General features: G+C 72.1%; 18 protein-coding genes and 1 tRNA gene. 11 read left to right on the top strand and 8 right to left on the bottom strand.

What is annotated here, in order from left to right:
- Window positions 1-25 precede the first annotated feature (25 nt).
- Window positions 26-1,279, top strand: coding sequence for a cytochrome P450 (locus tag ACZ4WQ_RS28265; RefSeq protein WP_311726163.1), 1,254 nt, complete (start codon window positions 26-28; stop codon window positions 1,277-1,279).
- A 25-nt stretch (window positions 1,280-1,304) separates the two neighbouring features.
- Here the strand turns inward: ACZ4WQ_RS28265 and ACZ4WQ_RS28260 are convergent, their stop codons facing one another.
- Both ACZ4WQ_RS28260 and ACZ4WQ_RS28255 read right to left on the bottom strand, forming a co-directional pair.
- Complete coding sequence (locus tag ACZ4WQ_RS28260; RefSeq protein ID WP_468022564.1) at window positions 1,305-2,699, bottom strand: cryptochrome/photolyase family protein; 1,395 nt, start codon at window positions 2,697-2,699, stop codon at window positions 1,305-1,307.
- Between the two features lie 16 nt (window positions 2,700-2,715).
- Window positions 2,716-4,200, bottom strand: coding sequence for an SDR family oxidoreductase (locus ACZ4WQ_RS28255; RefSeq protein ID WP_468022511.1), 1,485 nt, complete (start codon window positions 4,198-4,200; stop codon window positions 2,716-2,718).
- A gap of 158 nt (window positions 4,201-4,358) precedes the next feature.
- Here ACZ4WQ_RS28255 and ACZ4WQ_RS28250 point away from each other — a divergent pair, with 158 nt between their 5' ends.
- From ACZ4WQ_RS28250 to ACZ4WQ_RS28240, 3 genes are all read left to right on the top strand, one after another.
- Window positions 4,359-4,715 (top strand): PRC-barrel domain-containing protein, encoded by a 357-nt coding sequence (locus ACZ4WQ_RS28250; RefSeq protein ID WP_311726160.1) that lies wholly within the window; start codon window positions 4,359-4,361, stop codon window positions 4,713-4,715.
- A gap of 505 nt (window positions 4,716-5,220) precedes the next feature.
- Complete coding sequence (locus ACZ4WQ_RS28245) at window positions 5,221-5,517, top strand: type II toxin-antitoxin system VapB family antitoxin (RefSeq protein WP_003986294.1); 297 nt, start codon at window positions 5,221-5,223, stop codon at window positions 5,515-5,517.
- Window positions 5,518-5,631: 114 nt separating this feature from the next.
- Window positions 5,632-6,297, top strand: coding sequence for a LytR C-terminal domain-containing protein (locus ACZ4WQ_RS28240; protein ID WP_398376049.1), 666 nt, complete (start codon window positions 5,632-5,634; stop codon window positions 6,295-6,297).
- Window positions 6,298-6,369: 72 nt separating this feature from the next.
- On the opposite strand, the gene upp is transcribed toward ACZ4WQ_RS28240, so the two are convergent.
- Window positions 6,370-7,005: a uracil phosphoribosyltransferase gene (upp, locus tag ACZ4WQ_RS28235; protein WP_311726158.1), complete on the bottom strand. Its 636-nt coding sequence runs from the start codon at window positions 7,003-7,005 to the stop codon at window positions 6,370-6,372.
- A gap of 274 nt (window positions 7,006-7,279) precedes the next feature.
- Here upp and ACZ4WQ_RS28230 point away from each other — a divergent pair, with 274 nt between their 5' ends.
- The 4 genes from ACZ4WQ_RS28230 (at window position 7,280) to ACZ4WQ_RS28215 (ending at window position 9,191) form a co-directional block, all read left to right on the top strand.
- On the top strand, window positions 7,280-7,819 hold the full coding sequence (locus tag ACZ4WQ_RS28230; protein WP_311726157.1) for a tRNA adenosine deaminase-associated protein: 540 nt from the start codon (window positions 7,280-7,282) through the stop codon (window positions 7,817-7,819).
- A gap of 82 nt (window positions 7,820-7,901) precedes the next feature.
- On the top strand, window positions 7,902-8,408 hold the full coding sequence (gene tadA / locus ACZ4WQ_RS28225; protein ID WP_398376050.1) for a tRNA adenosine(34) deaminase TadA: 507 nt from the start codon (window positions 7,902-7,904) through the stop codon (window positions 8,406-8,408).
- Window positions 8,409-8,450: 42 nt separating this feature from the next.
- Window positions 8,451-8,537: transfer RNA gene (locus tag ACZ4WQ_RS28220), tRNA-Ser, on the top strand.
- Between the two features lie 114 nt (window positions 8,538-8,651).
- Window positions 8,652-9,191: an RDD family protein gene (locus ACZ4WQ_RS28215; protein WP_468022510.1), complete on the top strand. Its 540-nt coding sequence runs from the start codon at window positions 8,652-8,654 to the stop codon at window positions 9,189-9,191.
- Here ACZ4WQ_RS28215 and ACZ4WQ_RS28210 read toward each other — a convergent pair.
- The 4 genes from ACZ4WQ_RS28210 to ACZ4WQ_RS28195 form a co-directional block, all read right to left on the bottom strand.
- A complete protein-coding gene (locus ACZ4WQ_RS28210; RefSeq protein ID WP_311726154.1) occupies window positions 9,145-9,369 on the bottom strand; it encodes a hypothetical protein in 225 nt (74 codons plus the stop codon). The two genes, ACZ4WQ_RS28215 and ACZ4WQ_RS28210, sit on opposite strands and share 47 nt — an antisense overlap.
- Before the next feature lie 63 nt (window positions 9,370-9,432).
- The gene (locus ACZ4WQ_RS28205) at window positions 9,433-9,603 is read right to left on the bottom strand and encodes a hypothetical protein (protein ID WP_311726153.1); all 171 of its coding nucleotides are present in this window, start codon (window positions 9,601-9,603) and stop codon (window positions 9,433-9,435) included.
- Window positions 9,604-9,649: 46 nt separating this feature from the next.
- Window positions 9,650-10,876, bottom strand: a complete 1,227-nt coding sequence (locus ACZ4WQ_RS28200) for an amidohydrolase family protein (protein WP_311726151.1) — start codon at window positions 10,874-10,876, stop codon at window positions 9,650-9,652.
- 124 nt (window positions 10,877-11,000) lie between these two features.
- Entirely contained in the window at window positions 11,001-11,420 is a 420-nt protein-coding gene (locus ACZ4WQ_RS28195) for an Hsp20/alpha crystallin family protein (protein WP_311726150.1), read from the bottom strand.
- Window positions 11,421-11,584: 164 nt separating this feature from the next.
- On the opposite strand from ACZ4WQ_RS28195, the gene ACZ4WQ_RS28190 reads away from it, so the two are divergent.
- On the top strand, window positions 11,585-12,469 hold the full coding sequence (locus tag ACZ4WQ_RS28190) for a universal stress protein (RefSeq protein WP_311726149.1): 885 nt from the start codon (window positions 11,585-11,587) through the stop codon (window positions 12,467-12,469).
- 60 nt (window positions 12,470-12,529) lie between these two features.
- Here ACZ4WQ_RS28190 and ACZ4WQ_RS28185 read toward each other — a convergent pair whose 3' ends face one another.
- Window positions 12,530-13,555, bottom strand: coding sequence for a 6-phosphofructokinase (locus tag ACZ4WQ_RS28185; protein ID WP_311726148.1), 1,026 nt, complete (start codon window positions 13,553-13,555; stop codon window positions 12,530-12,532).
- A gap of 227 nt (window positions 13,556-13,782) precedes the next feature.
- Here ACZ4WQ_RS28185 and ACZ4WQ_RS28180 point away from each other — a divergent pair, with 227 nt between their 5' ends.
- Together ACZ4WQ_RS28180 and ACZ4WQ_RS28175 are read left to right on the top strand one after the other, a co-directional pair.
- Window positions 13,783-13,947 carry a hypothetical protein gene (locus ACZ4WQ_RS28180; RefSeq protein WP_311726147.1) on the top strand — a complete coding sequence of 55 codons (165 nt, stop codon included), beginning with the start codon at window positions 13,783-13,785 and terminating at the stop codon, window positions 13,945-13,947.
- A gap of 257 nt (window positions 13,948-14,204) precedes the next feature.
- Entirely contained in the window at window positions 14,205-15,038 is an 834-nt protein-coding gene (locus ACZ4WQ_RS28175; protein WP_089514418.1) for an RNA polymerase sigma factor SigF, read from the top strand.
- Window positions 15,039-15,090: the final 52 nt, after the last annotated feature.

Raw genomic sequence — 15,090 nt, 5'->3', positions numbered from 1 at the left:
GCCTCACCCGGAAGGACACTCCGTCATGACGCACGGCACGTATATGCGGAAGATCATCGACTACGCCAACCGCGCCGACCCCTATCCCCTCTACTCCGAGCTGCGGAAGACGCCCGTGCTGCGGGACGAGGACGGCCCGTACCTCGTCAGCACGTACTGGGAGATCCACGGCCTGCTGCACGACCCGCGGATCAGCTCGGACCGCCGCAACCTCAACCCGGACGCCGCGCGTCTGGTCGCCCTCGAGGACGAGGAGGACGACCCGATGCTGACCCCGAACTTCATTCGGCTCGACCCGCCCGACCACGACCGGCTGCGCCGCATCGCGATGTACCCCTTCGGGCCGCCGCACACCCCGCGGCGGATCCACGACATGCGCGGCGAGCTCGCCCGGATCGTCTCCGGGCTGATCGACGACTTCCAGGGCCGGGACGGGGCCGACCTCGTCGACGACTTCGCGTACCCCTTCCCGGTGACCGTGATCTGCCGGCTGCTGGGGGTGCCCCGCAACGACGAGCCGCTGTTCCACGACTGGGCCGACACCATCGTCGCCGGCGCGGACCCCGATCCGGACGCGGACGCCACGGAGCGGCGCGCCACCGTCCGGCGGGCCCGCACCGAACTGAGCATGTACCTGTCCGAGTTGATCGAGGACCGCCGCCGCACCCCCAGCGAGGACATGCTCTCCGCGCTGGTCCACGGGGACGGGCCGGACGGGCGGATGACCCACGCCGAACTGGTCAGCACCGCCTCGCTGCTGCTGATCGCCGGGCACGAGACGACGGTCAACCTGATCACCAACGGCATGCTGACCCTGCTGCGCCACCCCGATGTCCTCAAGCGGCTGCATGACGATCCGCATCTGGCCGCCTCGCTGGTGGAGGAGGTGCTGCGCTACGAGCCCCCGGTCCAGCTGCTGCCGCAGCGCACCCCGCTCACCGACGTCGACATCGCGGGCGTCACCATCCCCAAGGGCGAGTCGATCTGGCTGATCCTGGCCTCGGGCAACCGCGACCCCCGGCGCTTCCCCGACCCCGACCGGTTCGACCCGGACCGCAAGGACAACCAGCACCTGGGCTTCGGCAGCGGCATCCACATCTGCTACGGCGCGCCGCTGGCCCGGCTGGAGGCGCAGCTCGCGCTGACCGAGCTGGCCCGCAGGCTCGAGAACCCCCGGCTGCTGGAGGACCCGCCCCCGTACCGCCGGAACGCGGTGCTGCGCGGCCCGCGTCACCTGCCGGTCGGGTTCGACGGGGTGCACGCGGCCCGGGAACCCTGAAAGCGCCGCTGGTTTCGGCTCAGGCTCAGGAGCCGCGGCAACGTCTGAAGCGGGCCGCCGCCTCGTCGAGGTCCACGATCGGGTCGGGGTAGGCCAGGGCGGCGCGGTCCGGTCCTGGCAGCCGCCAGGGGCGGTGCACGGCGGGGCCCTGGACGGCGGCGAGTTCGGGCACCCAGCGGCGCACGTACGCCCCGTCGGGGTCGTGGCGCAGCGCCTGGGCGAGCGGGTTGAGGATGCGATTGGGGCGGGTGTCGGTGCCGGTGCCCGCCACCCACTGCCAGTTGAGCTGGTTGTTCGCGAGGTCGCCGTCCACCAGCAGCGCCAGGAAGTGCCGCGCGCCGATGCGCCAGTCGGCGTACAGGGTCTTGGCCAGGAAGCTCGCCGTCAGCAGCCGCGCCCGATTGTGCATCCAGCCCTCCTGCCTCAGCTGCCGCATCGCCGCGTCCACGACCGGAAAGCCCGTCAGCCCCTCCCGCCAGGCCGCGATCTCGTCCGCGTCGTGGCGCCAGCGGTCGTGGCGCGGGCGGTAGTCGCGGTGGGCGGCGTCCGGGCGCGCGGCCAGGACCTGGTGGTGGAAGTCCCGCCAGGCCAGCTGGCGCACGAACGCGTCCGCACCCGGGCCGCGCGCCTCCAGCGCCCGGCGCGCCACCTCCCCCGGCGACAGACAGCCGAAGTGCAGATAAGGGGAGAGCCGGGAGGTGGCGTCCCCGGCGAGGTCGTCATGGCGCTCGGCGTAGTCGGCCAGCGGGCCGGACGCCCAGAGCCGCAGCCTGCGGCGGGCCGCCGTCTCTCCCCCGGCGGGCAGCTCCGGGGAGGCCGCGCCCGGGGCCAGGGACGCCGCGGTGGGCAGGCCCGCGGAGCGGATCCGGGGCACGCGGACCGCGCGCGGCGCGGCGAGCGGGGCGCGCCAGGGCTCCTCGCGCCATCGGCGGTAGTACGGCGTGAAGACCGCGAAGTGGTCCTTGCCCCGGCTCCCGCCCGAGGGGCCCGAGGGGCCCGAGGGGACGAGCGCGCCGGGCGCGACCACCGTCAGCGCCGCCTCGTGCACCCGCAGCTCGCGCCCGGTCTCCGCCAGCGCCGCCCGCAGCCGCTCCTCGCGCCGCGCCGCGTAACCGCTCACCCCGGCCGCCAGATGCACCGACCCGGCGCCGGTGCGCTCCGCCACCCGGCAGGTCTCCTGGACCACCTCGCCGCGCCGGACCACCAGCCGTCCGCCGCGCGCCCGCAGCACCGCGTCGAGATCGGCGAGGCAGTCGGCGAGAAACGCCGCCCTGTTGGGCGTGGCGAAACCGGCCTCCCGTATCCCGGAATCGACGACGAACAGCGGCACCACGCTCTCCGCCTCCCGCAGCGCCCCGTGCAGCACCGGGTTGTCGTGCACCCGCAGATCCGCGGTGAACAGGGCGACGCTGACCCGCACCGGCACCCACCCCCCCTCAGCCGGGCACGGCCGCGTGCGCCTCGGCCCTGGCGACGACGTTCCGGGCCATGCCGCCGAAGACCAGACCGCCGCAGGCCGCGCCGCCCCACCCGCACAGCCGTCCGGTCAGTCCGCGCGGCTCGAAGACGGCGCGCTGCCGGTACACCGCTCCGCCCGCCCCGTCCTCGGCCACCGCGATCTCCAGCCAGGCCGGCCCGGGCAGCGGCAGCTCGGAGCGCAGCCGCAGCCGCCGCCGCGGCTCCACCGCCTCCACTCGCCAGAAGCCCAACCGGTCCCCGGCCCGCAGCGGCGCCGCCTCCGGGCGCCCCAGGTGCAGACCCACCCCGCCGACCGCCGCGTCCAACCAGCCGCGCAGCGCCCAGGCGGGCGGCAGGGACTGCCAGCGGCCACCGCCCGCGATGCCCTCCACCGCCTGCCACAGCTCCTCGGGCGCGGCGTCCACCACCCGCTCGCGGTCGTCCGTACGGCAGCTGCCGCGCGCCCAGGGCGGGTCCGTCGGCAGCGGATCGCTCGGCTCGCCCCGGGCGGCGGGCGGCCGCAGCGCCAGCCGCAGCGCCCGGTCCAGCGGGAGCAGGCCGTCGGGGGGCGGCGGTACATAGCGGGCGATGTCGTCCTCCCGGCAGACCACCTCATGCCGCAGCGACTCCACCAGCGGGCGGGCGAGGGCGCCCGGCACGGGCGTGACCAGGCCGACCCATAGGCTGGAGAGATACGGGGTGAGCACCGGCACGGGGATCACCAGCCGCCGCGGCAGCCGGGCCACGGCCGCGTACCGCCGCATCATGTCGCGGTACGTCAACACGTCCGGCCCGCCGATGTCGAAGGCGCGGTTCACCTCGTACGGCAGCCGGGCGCAGCCCACCAGCACCCGGAGCACATCGCGGACGGCGATCGGCTGGGTCCGGGTGCGCACCCAGCGCGGGGTGACCATCACCGGAAGGCGTTCGGTCAGATGGCGCAGCATCTCGAACGAGGCCGAGCCCGAGCCGATGATCACACCGGCCCGCAGTACGGCGGTCGGCACCCCCGACGCCAGCAGCACCCGGCCCACCTCGGCGCGCGAGCGCAGATGGGGCGACAGCTCGCGCTCGGGCACCCCGGACGGGGTCAGCCCGCCGAGGTAGACGATCCGCCGGACCCCGGCGGCCCGCGCCTGCTCGCCGAAGATCCGGGCCGCCCGGCGGTCGGTCTCCTCGAAGCCGGGGCCGGTCCCCAGCGAGTGCACCAGGTAGTACGCGACGTCCACGCCCTCCAGGGCCGCCCGCACGGACCGCGCGTCCAGGACGTCCCCGCGCGCCTGCCCCACCCGCGCGGCCCAGGGGTGCCGGCGCAGCTTGTCGGGCGAGCGGACCAGGCAGCGCACCGGATGCCCGGCCGCCAGCAGCTCGGGCACCAGCCTGCTGCCGAGGTAGCCGGTCGCCCCGGTGACCAGACAGCGCGGCGGTGGTGCGGACGGGCCAGGGTTTCGGCGGTCTGCCATGCCGGACTCCGTGACTGCGCGGACTGCGCGGCTGATGTCCACTGTCTTCCCCTGCCCATGCTCGGAGCCTCCGCCGGTCGGTGCAACCGGCGGACGCTGGAGTGGCCGCGCGCCAAGGGCCGTTGGAGGATGGGGGCAAGCGATGTTTGGAGGGCACGGTGTTCGAGGCCGACGACATCCGGAAGTGGCGCGACCGTGACGTGGTGGACAGCACCGGTCGCAAGATCGGCACCTTGGAGTCGATCTATGTGGACACCGCCACCGACCAACCCGCCTTCGCGACCGTCACGGTCGGCATGCCGACCCGGCGGCGGCTGGTGTTCGTCCCGTTGGGCGGCGCGAAGGTGGGCCCGAGCTATCTGAAGGTCACCTATCCCAAGGACCAGGTGCGGGACGCCCCCTCCATCGGGACCGACGGCGTGCTGCCCGCCGCGGAGGAAGAGGCGGTCTTCCAGCACTACAAGCTCAGCTATCAGCCGGGCACCGGCGGCGAGCGGCGGCTGGGCCGCCCCTGAGCGGCGCGGCCGCCGCATCGCAGGCAGGAAAAAACCTGCGAGGTGGGCTCCCTTCGCCGGCATTGTCCGGATCAGGTGTTTGGAGGTCGCCTTCCGGTCTCCCCGACCTTCCGGCCTCTCAGCCCGGCCATCTAGGACGCGCCCTTTCCAGAAAACCTCTCCGTTCCGAAGAACCGAAGCCCTTCTTCCTGGAGTCCTGACGTTCTCTTTCCTGAACGTGTCTCCGGTCGAGCTCCCTCGCTCGCCCCGCAGGCTGTTATTTACGTTACTCCCGCACCTTCCGTGCGACTAGCCCCGTTCAAGCATTTTTTCCCGATTTGCGGACTTTTTCGGCTCCACCCCCTCGGAGCAGGCCCGGAGCGGCCCTGATGCCGACCCACCCGGCCCCACCCGGCCCCGGAGTGGCCTCGGAGTGACCTCCGGGCGGCCTCGGGGTGGGCGACAGGCACCGTCCACTCCCGCGCCTTGGCTGCGCCAGGTGCCGCTTGCCCGGTAGGCTTTCCGTGTGATCTTCAAGCGCATCGGAAACGGTCGGCCGTACCCCGACCACGGCCGGGAAAGCACCCGCCAGTGGGCGGATGTCGCCCCACGCCCGGTACGTCTTGACCAGCTGGTCACCACGAAGCAGCAGCTCGACCTCGAGACGCTGCTCGCGGAGGACTCGACGTTCTACGGGGACCTCTTCGCCCATGTCGTGAAATGGCAGGGCGATCTGTACCTGGAGGACGGGCTGCACCGCGCCGTGCGCGCCGCGCTCCAGCAGCGCCAGGTGCTGCACGCGCGCGTCCTCGAACTCGGCTAGCCGACCCCTCGTCGACCCCCCGTTCGGCCCCTCGTTGGCCCTTTCGGGTTGGGCTGCGCGGCAACCATTGATCATTTAGTAGGCATCGTCACCGAGCGGCACTACGCTGCGCCTATGAGCATGCTCACCCCTCCCGGCATGGGCGGAAAGTACCGCATCACGGGCAATCGATACCCGCGCATGCGCCGGCCCCGAGGCCGCCGCCGGCTCGCGTTCGCCGCGATGGGTGCGGCGGTCGCCCTCGGCCTGGTCGGCTGGGGGACCATTCAGCTCATCGACGTGTTCTCGGGCGGCGACGACGAGAAGACGGTGCGCGCGGCGCGCGGCACGGCGGACTGCAAGCGCGAGCCCGCCAAGGGCCAGGTCAAGGGCCAGGTGAAGGCCCCGCACAAGGCCTCCAAGACGCTGCCGAAGCCCGCCGACATCACCGTCAACGTCTACAACGCCACCCCGCGCACCGGGCTGGCCAAGGAGACCGCCGACGAACTGAAGAAGCGCGGCTTCAAGATCGGAAAGGTGGGCAACGCGCCCTCCGCGTACGACAAGAAGGTCAAGGCCCCCGGCATGCTGCTCGGTGCCCCGGCGGCCACCAACGGCCCCTTCGACGTGCTCGGCACTCAGCTCGCGGGCGCCGAGACCAAGAACGACGCGCGCTCGGGCAACGACATCGACCTGATCATCGGAAACGGCTTCAAGGACCTGGTCAAGAAGAAGGACGCCGTCAAGGCGCTGACCGCCCTGGCCGAGCCGAAGCCGTCGTCCCCCGCCCCGACCTGCTGATCTGTTGTTCTGTTGTTCTGCTGACCGCCCCGGGGCCGGCCCTCTCGGCCCCGGGTCAGCCCGCCGTTCCGCTCAGCCCGCCGTCCCGTACATCCGGTCCCCGGCGTCACCGAGCCCCGGGACGATGTACCCGTTCTCGTTCAGCCGCTCGTCGACCGAGGCGGTGACCACCGTGACGGGCGCGCCGGCCAGCTCGCGCTCCAGGGTCTCCACGCCCTCGGGCGCGGCCAGCAGACACAGGGCGGTGACATCGTCGGCGCCCCGCGATATCAGCTCCCTGATCGCCGCGACGAGCGTCCCGCCGGTCGCCAGCATCGGGTCCAGGACGTACACCTGACGGCCGGAGAGGTCCTCGGGCATCCGGGTCGCGTACGTCGACGCCTGAAGCGTCTCCTCGTCGCGGATCATGCCCAGGAAGCCGACCTCGGCGGTCGGCAGCAGCCGCACCATGCCGTCCAGCATCCCCAGGCCGGCCCGCAGGATCGGCACCACCATGGGGCGCGGGTGGGACAGCCGCACCCCGGTCGTCGCCGTCACCGGGGTCTCGATGTCGACCTGCTCGGTGCGCACGTCCCGGGTCGCCTCGTACGCGAGCAGGGTGACCAGCTCGTCGGCGAGCCGCCGGAAGGTGGGGGAGTCGGTGCGCTTGTCGCGCAGCGTGGTGAGTTTGTGCGCCACCAGCGGGTGGTCGACGACATGGATCCGCATGGCATCGACAGTAACCGAGCCCGGCGGCGCCCACGCCGCCCGGCCGCCCCTTCCGGCCCCTGTCCGGCCCTCCGGACGCGGCAGGCGCCACGCCATCCGGGCCTTCCGCTGGTGGGGCCGCACGACGGCGCTCACAGCGGTCCGTTTCGGTCCGCGTGAGTTACATCTCTTGGGACTGGGGCACGACGCAGCGCGGAAGACCTCTCGCAAAGCGAAGGTTTCTGCCACGATGCCGATTGGGGCGGGGCACTGTCCCGCCCGCCCCGGCACGCCTATGACCAGTGGGAGAGTCACGGTGTACTTCGCCGCATTGCTCGCGCGCACCGCAGAAGGGTGGGAAGCGAGCGACACAGAGCTCGATGATGTGGAGACCCTGACAGATCTGATCGAGCTGGCCCGTGAGGCCTCAGACGACGACACGGTGCTGGCCTTCATCGAGCACGAAGACGCGTGGTTCGGCGTCGTCCGCGTGGACGGCGAGGAGGACCCGCACATCTATGTATCGGACGCCGCCGCGGCCGCCCGCAGCTCGTACGGCCAGATGCTCACCGACGAACTGCTCGGCCGGGGCCCCGACGAGGACCTGGACAGCCTCGTCGACCTCGACGGCACCGAGGACGGTGAGCCCGAGGCGAGCGACGACGAGGACGCCGACTCGGACACGCCGGTCCCGGCGGGCCCGCTCGGCGACGCCGACATCCTCGCCGACCTCGGCATGGACGAGAAGGAGCTGAAGGCCCTGGACGGGGACGCGCTCGAATCCATCGCCGACATGCTGGGGTGCAGCATGGAGGGGCTGGAGGCGGTGCGCTGACCGCTGCCGATCCAGGCCCTGACGTCGGAGGGCGCCCCCTTCGACGCCGGACCCAGGCCGCGCCGTCCGCCACACTGGTGCCATGACCGATCCGCTGTCCGGCCTCATCTCCGGGCCCGCCCCCGACCCCCTCCGCGACCCCTGGCGCTCCACCATGCGCCTGGCGCTGGAGGAGGCGGCGCGGGCGCCGGAGACGGGCGACGTGCCGGTCGGCGCCATCGTGCTGGGCCCCGACGGCTCCCCCCTCGGCCACGGCCGCAACGAGCGCGAGGCCCACGGCGACCCCACAGCCCACGCCGAGATCCTCGCGCTCCGCGACGCCGCCGCCCGTCTCGGCGGCTGGCGCCTGACCGGATGCACTCTTGTGGTGACGCTCGAACCCTGCACCATGTGCGCCGGCGCGATCGTCCTGTCCCGCCTGGACCGCGTGGTCTACGGCGCCATCGACGACAAGGCCGGCGCCGTCGGCTCCCTCTGGGACGTCGTCCGCGACCGCCGCCTCAACCACCGCCCCGAGGTCGTCTCCGGCGTCCTCGCCGACCAGTGCGCCGCGCTCCTCACCGCCTTCTTCCGCACCCCCCGCCCATAACCGATTTAGGAGCACGGCCACCCGTCCGCTAAGCTCTCTCTCGGTAGCGTGTCCGAGCGGCCTAAGGAGCACGCCTCGAAAGCGTGTGAGGGGGCAACTCCTCCGTGGGTTCAAATCCCACCGCTACCGCTCTGAAGTGCAAAGACAAGGGCCCCGATCCCAACAGGTCGGGGCCCTTGTCGCGCTCTGTCCCGGTTTCCGTCCCGTTCCGTCCCGTTCAGCGCCCGCACCTCGAACGGCGACTTGGCGGGGGCGGGCCAGGACGTCGGGGAGTCGCTGTGGCGGCATGCGGTGACGGCCGTCCAGCAGGCCTTCGCGGCGCTGGTCGTGTCCACCTTCGTCTACCACTTCCTCTCGCTGGGCGTGATGGGCCGCACCCCAGGGCAGGCGCTGACGGCCCTGTGCGTCGTGCGGCGCCGTGACAGCGGGCGGCCCGGGCGGGGCCGGGCCGGGGTGCGTGCCGCCATGACCACGCTGGTCGACGTCGGCTGGTATGCGCTGGCCTGTTGTCTGCTGGCCGGGGGCGCGATCGGGCTCTCGGTGCTGTGCTGGGTCGTCGGCGTGGCCTTCTTCGCCTTCAACGCGGCGCTGGCACTGGTGGGCTCCCGGAGGTCGCCGGCCGACCGGCTCGGTGGCGTCACGGTCACCAGCACATGGCGCGTCCCCGCCGCGCTCACCCGGATCGGCGGCGCGGTGCGGCGGCGCGGCCAACCGGACTACTTGGAACCTGCGGAGCCTACGCCGCCGGCCAGTCGTCGGGGCCGCCGCCGTGCCACTCGATGAGCTGCGGGTCGTCGATGGGGGCGTCCGCCGCCATCAGGCCCGCACGGCTCAGTACGCCGCGCAGTTCGTCGGCGCTGACGACGACCCCGACGTCCTTGCCGTCGATCATGACTCGGCGGCGGCCGTCGAGCGGCTCGTCCACCACCACGCGGGGCCGGTCCCTGGTCTTGTCCTCCATACGACCAGCCTCACCGCGACCCGCGCCGCCCGCACCTCGGGCCCGTCGGCCGGGTGGCCCATATCAGCCGTGTGGCTCAGCGCCGGCGCCGGCGTCTGCGTCGAAGAGCGCGGCGGAGTGGTGGACCTGGGCCAGGCGGCGGAGCGCGACAAGGAGGGCGTCGCCGAGGATCACGGCCTCGGCCATGCCGTCGATGTCGGGGCGGCGGCGGACGAGGTCGAGAGTGGATGACATCGTCGCCATCGCCTTCGGGCCGGCGCCGCCGGGCCCCGCAGGAGCGCTAGCCCACCCGGTCCTTGTCGAAGTCGAGGTCGAGCATCCGGATCGCGTTGCCCCGGAGGATCTTGTAGACGGTCTCCGGCGGCAGCCCGGTCACATGCTCGGCCGCGACGCGCTTGGTGTGCGGCCAGGTCGAGTCGACGTGCGGATAGTCCGTCTCGAAGGTCGCGTTGTCCACGCCGACGGTGTCCAGCGAGGCGACGCCGTGCTTGTCGCGGAAGAAGCAGCAGAAGATCTGCCGGTAGTAGTACGTGGACGGCGGCTCCGGGATCAGGTCGCGCACCCCGCCCCAGGCCCGGTGCTCCTCCCAGACGTCGTCCGCGCGCTCCAGGGCGTAGGGGATCCATCCCATCTGGCCCTCGGCGTACGCGAGCTTCAGCCGCGGGAAGCGCACCAGGACGCCGCTGAACAGGAAGTCCATCATCGACGCCATGGCGTTGTTGAAGCTCAGGGCCGCCTGGACGGCGGGTGGGGCGTCCGGTGAGGCGGCGGGCATCTGGGAGGACGAGCCGATGTGCATGCACACCACCGTGCCCGTGGCCTCGCACTCCGCGAAGAACGGGTCCCAGTAGCCGCTGTGGATGCTCGGCAGCCCCAGATACGTGGGGATCTCGCTGAACGTCACGGCGCGCACGCCCCGCGCCGCGTTCCGGCGGATCTCCTGGACGGCCAGCTCCACGTCCCACAGCGGGATCAGGCACAGCGGGATCAGCCGCCCGCCGCTGTCGCCGCACCACTCCTCCACCATCCAGTCGTTGTACGCGCGCACGCACGCGAGGCCGACCTCCTTGTCGTCGGCCTCGGCGAAGGTCTGGCCGCAGAAGCGCGGGAAGGTCGGGAAGCACAGCGAGGCCTCGACGTGGTTCATCTCCATGTCCGCGATCCGGGCCTTGGGGTCCCAGCAGCCGCGCCGCATCTGCTCGCGGGTGATGCCTTCGAGGGTCATCTCGTCGCGCGAGAAGCCGACGGCCGCGATGATCCGCTTGTACGGGAACAGCAGCCCCTCGTACGTCCACCAGTCGGTCGGCGGGCCGTCCGGGTCGGTGGTGATGCGGTATTTGCCGCCGATGTAGGCCAACTCGCCGATTCCGGCGGTCATGGGCTTCGGGCCACGGTCCCGGTACTTGGCGGGCAGCCAGGTGTCGAAGAGGTGCGCGGGCTCGATCACGTGGTCGTCCACGCTGATGACCATGGGCAGTTCGGTTGCGCCGTTCGTCTCGCCAGCCATGCCGTCCTCTCCCCTGGCGTCCGGCGATCCGACCGGACACCCTAATCTGACGATCCGTCAGATGGAGAGTACAGCAACACTTCGCACTGCTCCAAGCAGCAAGAGAAACCGGCGACCGCCTCGCCTACTGTTCGCCGCCGGCGATCTCGACCCGGCGCGGCTTGGTGGCCTCGGCCTTCGGGACGGTCAGGCCGAGCACCCCGCCGGCCAGCCGCGCGCTCGCCTTGTCGGCGTTCACCTCGCCGGGCAGCGCCATACGGAACTCGAACCGGCCGGTGCGGCGCGTGCTGCGGCGCAGCGCCCCGGGGCGCTCCGGCTTCTTCAGCTCGCCGGAGACGGTCAGTTCCCGCTCGCCGACCTCGACGTCGATGTCGTCCCGCCGGGCGCCGGGCAGTTCGAGTTCGACCGTGTACGCCTCGTCGGTCTCGGTCACCTCGGCCGGCGGCGTCCACGCCCGCCCCGGTGCGGTGGGCGGCAGTCCACCGCCGACGGTGGACTCCAGCAGCGTGCCCATCTGCTCGAAGATCTCATCGAGCTCCGCCATGGGGCTCCGCCACCTGGAGAGCCGCTGTTCGGCCGGCACACCGGACCGCCCTCGCCGTACGGGCACGCTCATCCCCGGTCACCTTCCCTTCGACGCTTCCCCTCCCCGACCACTACTACGGACATTCACCTCATATCTAGACTAAATGAGGAAAGGAGCCTCTGATGAACGGACCCGTTGTGGCCGGAGTCGACGGTTCCGAGCACAGTCTGGCGGCGGCCGGCTGGGCCGCCGGGGAGGCGCTGGACCGAGCGGTTCCGCTGCTGCTGTTGCACGCCTCCCAGCCCCTTCCGCCCCGGATCTCCCCCGTACCGGGCGCGGACGCCTGGCGGCACGTCGGCGCGCAGATGATCCAGCAGGCCGCGGCGGACCTCGCCGACCGCCATCCGGGCCTGGAGGTGACCGGCGAACACATCGCGACGGCCGCGGACAAGGCGCTGCTCAGGGCGGCGCGGAGCGCCGGGCTCCTGGTCGTGGGGGCGCGCGGGTGGGGCGGCTTCGACGGGCTGGCGGTGGGATCCGTGGCGCTGCGGGTGGCGACCGCCGCGGACTGCCCCGTGGTGACGGTCCCCGAGGGGTGCGCCGGGGCGGGTACGGAGGCCGGGGCGGGCGCGGAAGCCGAGGTCGTGGCCGCCCTCGACACGCACGGCCGGATGGCCGAGACCGCCGACTTCGCCTTCCGCGCCGCCCAGGCGCGCCGGGCCCGGCTGCGCGTGGTGCACGCGTGGGCGCTGCCCGCGCCCACCCCCTCCGCGTGGATGATCGGCGTCCTCGAAGAGGACCGCGCCATGTGGGAGGACCAGGAGGGCCAGGCGGTGGCCGACGCCCTGCGGCCGTGGCGGGCGAGCCATCCGCGGGTCGAGGTCCTCATCGACGTCGTCCTGCTCAACCCGGCTCAGGCGCTGGTCAGATCCTCGGAACGGGCGCTGCTGCTGGTCGTCGGCCGCCGTACGGGCGACCGGGTCGCCGAGCGGCACCTCGGGCCGGTCGCCCACGCCGTACTGCACCACGCGCGCTGCCCGGTCGCCGTGGTCCCGCACCCGGCCTGACTCCCGTCGGCCCATCGGCCCATCGGCCCATCGAGCTGTCGGGCTGTCGGGCTGTCGGGCTCAGCCGAAGAAGACGCCGAACTCCGCGTAGAGGGCCGGGTCGACGCCCTTGGTCCCCACCGTGACCTCGGACAGCGGCACCCGCACGATGTCCGCGCCGCGCAGCGCCACCATCGTGCCGAAGTCCCGCTCGTACACCGCGTCGATCGCGCGCAGCCCGAAGCGCGTCGCCAGCCAGCGGTCGAACGCGCTGGGGGTGCCGCCGCGCTGGATGTGCCCGAGGACCGTGGTACGGGCCTCCTTGCCGGTGCGGTCGGCGATCTCCCGCGCCAGCCACTCCCCGATGCCCGACAGCCGCACATGGCCGAACTCGTCGAGCGAGGAGTCCTTCACCACCATCTGCCCCGCCTTCGGGACCGCGCCCTCGGCCACCACGACGATCGGGGCGTACCGGATCTTGAAGCGGTCCTCCACCCAGGCGCAGACCTGATCCACGTCGAACGGCTGCTCGGGGATGAGGATGACGTTGGCGCCGCCCGCGATGCCCGAGTGCAGGGCGATCCAGCCCGCGTGCCGGCCCATCACCTCGACGACCAGCGTCCGGGAGTGCGACTCGGCGGTGGTGTGCAGGCGGTCGATGGCCTCGGTCGCGATATTGACCGCGGTGTCGAAGCCGAAGGTGTAGTCGGTGCCCGTGACGTCGTTGTCGATGGTCTTGGGCACGCCGACCACGCCGATCCCCTCGCCTGCCAGCACCGCCGCGACCCCGAGCGTGTCCTCGCCGCCGATCGCGATGAGCGCGTCCATCTCGTACGCCGCAAGGGTCTCCCGCACCCGGGCCACCCCGTCCTCGCTCTTGAGCGGGTTGGTCCGGGAGGAGCCGAGGATGGTCCCGCCGCGCGGGAGGATGCCGCGTACGGCAGGGATGTCCAGCGGCACGACCGCGCCCTCCAGGGCGCCGCGCCAGCCGTCCCGCAGGCCGACGAACTCGAAGCCGCACTCCTGCACGCCCTTGCGCACGATCGCGCGGATCGCCGCGTTGAGGCCCGGGCAGTCGCCGCCACCGGTCAGCACACCGACACGCATCCGAGCCCCCTTCCGGCCGCTCGCCCGCTCCATGCCCCTCCACTCCCAGAATCCACCCTTGCACCCCGCTTTGCCCACCGTGCCCCGCGGTGCCCGCGTACGCGTGCGGAAGGGGCCCGAGCTCGGCGCGGGACACGATTTGATTCGTAGGACTGATGCGACCACTGCGCCAAACGTGTGGATAGACTCACGCGACTGCACAGGGGTCCGCGGGGAGGCAGCACGAGATGGCACAGGCGAAGAAAGTCGTGCTCTACATGCTCATCGTCTTCGTGCTGTACACGATCATCAACAGCCCGGCGCGCGCCGCCGACCTGGTCCAGGTGGGCTTCGAGGGCATATCGGACGCCGCCAAGAGCGTCGGCGAGTTCATGACCGAACTGATCAACTGATTCAACCGATCATCCGCCCGGCCGACCAACCGGCCACTGGCTCCCACCAGGCCCCTTCGGACCCCCGGCCCCGCCCCGCCGGGGGTTGTTCCATGCCTGCCCGCACCCCCGCGGACACCCCCTCCCTCCCTCACTTCACCTTTCGAACACGTAGCAATACCGCCACCAACACGTAGTAATGCGGTGCTTGCACACAGTGCACATGTCTTGTGATGCTATGACCGCTTTGCCGGGTGAGTACATCGTGAAGGGGTGGCGTGACCGTGTCGGCCCGTACCGCGCCAAGAACCCCGCCCCAGGGCGACGGCGGCAGCGACAGCGGCAGAAGCCGCGGGGCGGACGCCAGGGCGCTCACCCAGGTGCTGTTCGCCGAGCTCTCCTGCCTGACGCCCGGCACCCCCGAACACGCCCGCGTGCGCGACGCGCTGATCGAGGCCAACCTGCCGCTGGTGCGCTACGCCGCGGCCCGGTTCCGCAGCCGCAACGAGCCGATGGAGGACGTGGTCCAGGTCGGGACGATCGGCCTGATCAACGCGATCGACCGGTTCGACCCCGAGCGCGGGGTGCAGTTCCCGACCTTCGCCATGCCCACCGTGGTCGGCGAGATCAAGCGCTACTTCCGCGACAACGTCCGCACCGTCCATGTGCCGCGCCGGCTCCATGAGCTGTGGGTGCAGGTCAACGGCGCGACCGAGGATCTGACGGTGCTGCACGGCCGGTCCCCCACCACGGCCGAGATCGCCGAACGGCTCGGGCTCGGCGAGGACGAGGTGCTGGCCTGCATCGAGGCCGGGCGCTCGTACCACGCCACCTCGCTCGAGGCCGCCCAGGAAGGTGACGGACTGCCAGGGCTGGTCGACCGGCTCGGCTACGAGGATCCGGCGCTCGCCGGAGTCGAGCACCGCGATCTGGTGCGGCACCTCCTCGTCCAACTGCCCGAGCGCGAGCAGCGCATCCTTTTGCTGCGTTACTACAGCAATCTGACTCAATCTCAGATCAGCGCCGAGCTCGGCGTCTCGCAGATGCATGTCTCACGGCTGCTGTCCCGCAGCTTTGCCAGACTCAGGTCCGCAAACCGGATCGAGTCATAACCGGGACGGGGGACCCCTCCCTCACTCCTTCCGGGCAGTAATGTCGACATGG

It is taken from the genome of Streptomyces sp. NPDC028305 (assembly GCF_055569495.1).
The sequence above is the reverse complement of the archived record's forward strand: the minus strand, read 5'-3'. Positions and strand labels throughout refer to the sequence as shown.

Coding starts and splice junctions, on each gene's coding strand:
- ACZ4WQ_RS28265 (WP_311726163.1), top strand. CDS start 26: ATGACGCACGGCACGTATATGCGGAAGATCATCGACTACGCCAACCGC.
- ACZ4WQ_RS28255 (WP_468022511.1), bottom strand. CDS start 4,200: ATGGCAGACCGCCGAAACCCTGGCCCGTCCGCACCACCGCCGCGCTGT.
- ACZ4WQ_RS28240 (WP_398376049.1), top strand. CDS start 5,632: ATGAGCATGCTCACCCCTCCCGGCATGGGCGGAAAGTACCGCATCACG.
- upp (WP_311726158.1), bottom strand. CDS start 7,005: ATGCGGATCCATGTCGTCGACCACCCGCTGGTGGCGCACAAACTCACC.
- ACZ4WQ_RS28230 (WP_311726157.1), top strand. CDS start 7,280: ATGACCAGTGGGAGAGTCACGGTGTACTTCGCCGCATTGCTCGCGCGC.
- tadA (WP_398376050.1), top strand. CDS start 7,902: ATGACCGATCCGCTGTCCGGCCTCATCTCCGGGCCCGCCCCCGACCCC.
- ACZ4WQ_RS28210 (WP_311726154.1), bottom strand. CDS start 9,369: ATGGAGGACAAGACCAGGGACCGGCCCCGCGTGGTGGTGGACGAGCCG.
- ACZ4WQ_RS28205 (WP_311726153.1), bottom strand. CDS start 9,603: ATGTCATCCACTCTCGACCTCGTCCGCCGCCGCCCCGACATCGACGGC.
- ACZ4WQ_RS28200 (WP_311726151.1), bottom strand. CDS start 10,876: ATGGCTGGCGAGACGAACGGCGCAACCGAACTGCCCATGGTCATCAGC.
- ACZ4WQ_RS28195 (WP_311726150.1), bottom strand. CDS start 11,420: ATGGCGGAGCTCGATGAGATCTTCGAGCAGATGGGCACGCTGCTGGAG.
- ACZ4WQ_RS28190 (WP_311726149.1), top strand. CDS start 11,585: ATGAACGGACCCGTTGTGGCCGGAGTCGACGGTTCCGAGCACAGTCTG.
- ACZ4WQ_RS28185 (WP_311726148.1), bottom strand. CDS start 13,555: ATGCGTGTCGGTGTGCTGACCGGTGGCGGCGACTGCCCGGGCCTCAAC.
- ACZ4WQ_RS28180 (WP_311726147.1), top strand. CDS start 13,783: ATGGCACAGGCGAAGAAAGTCGTGCTCTACATGCTCATCGTCTTCGTG.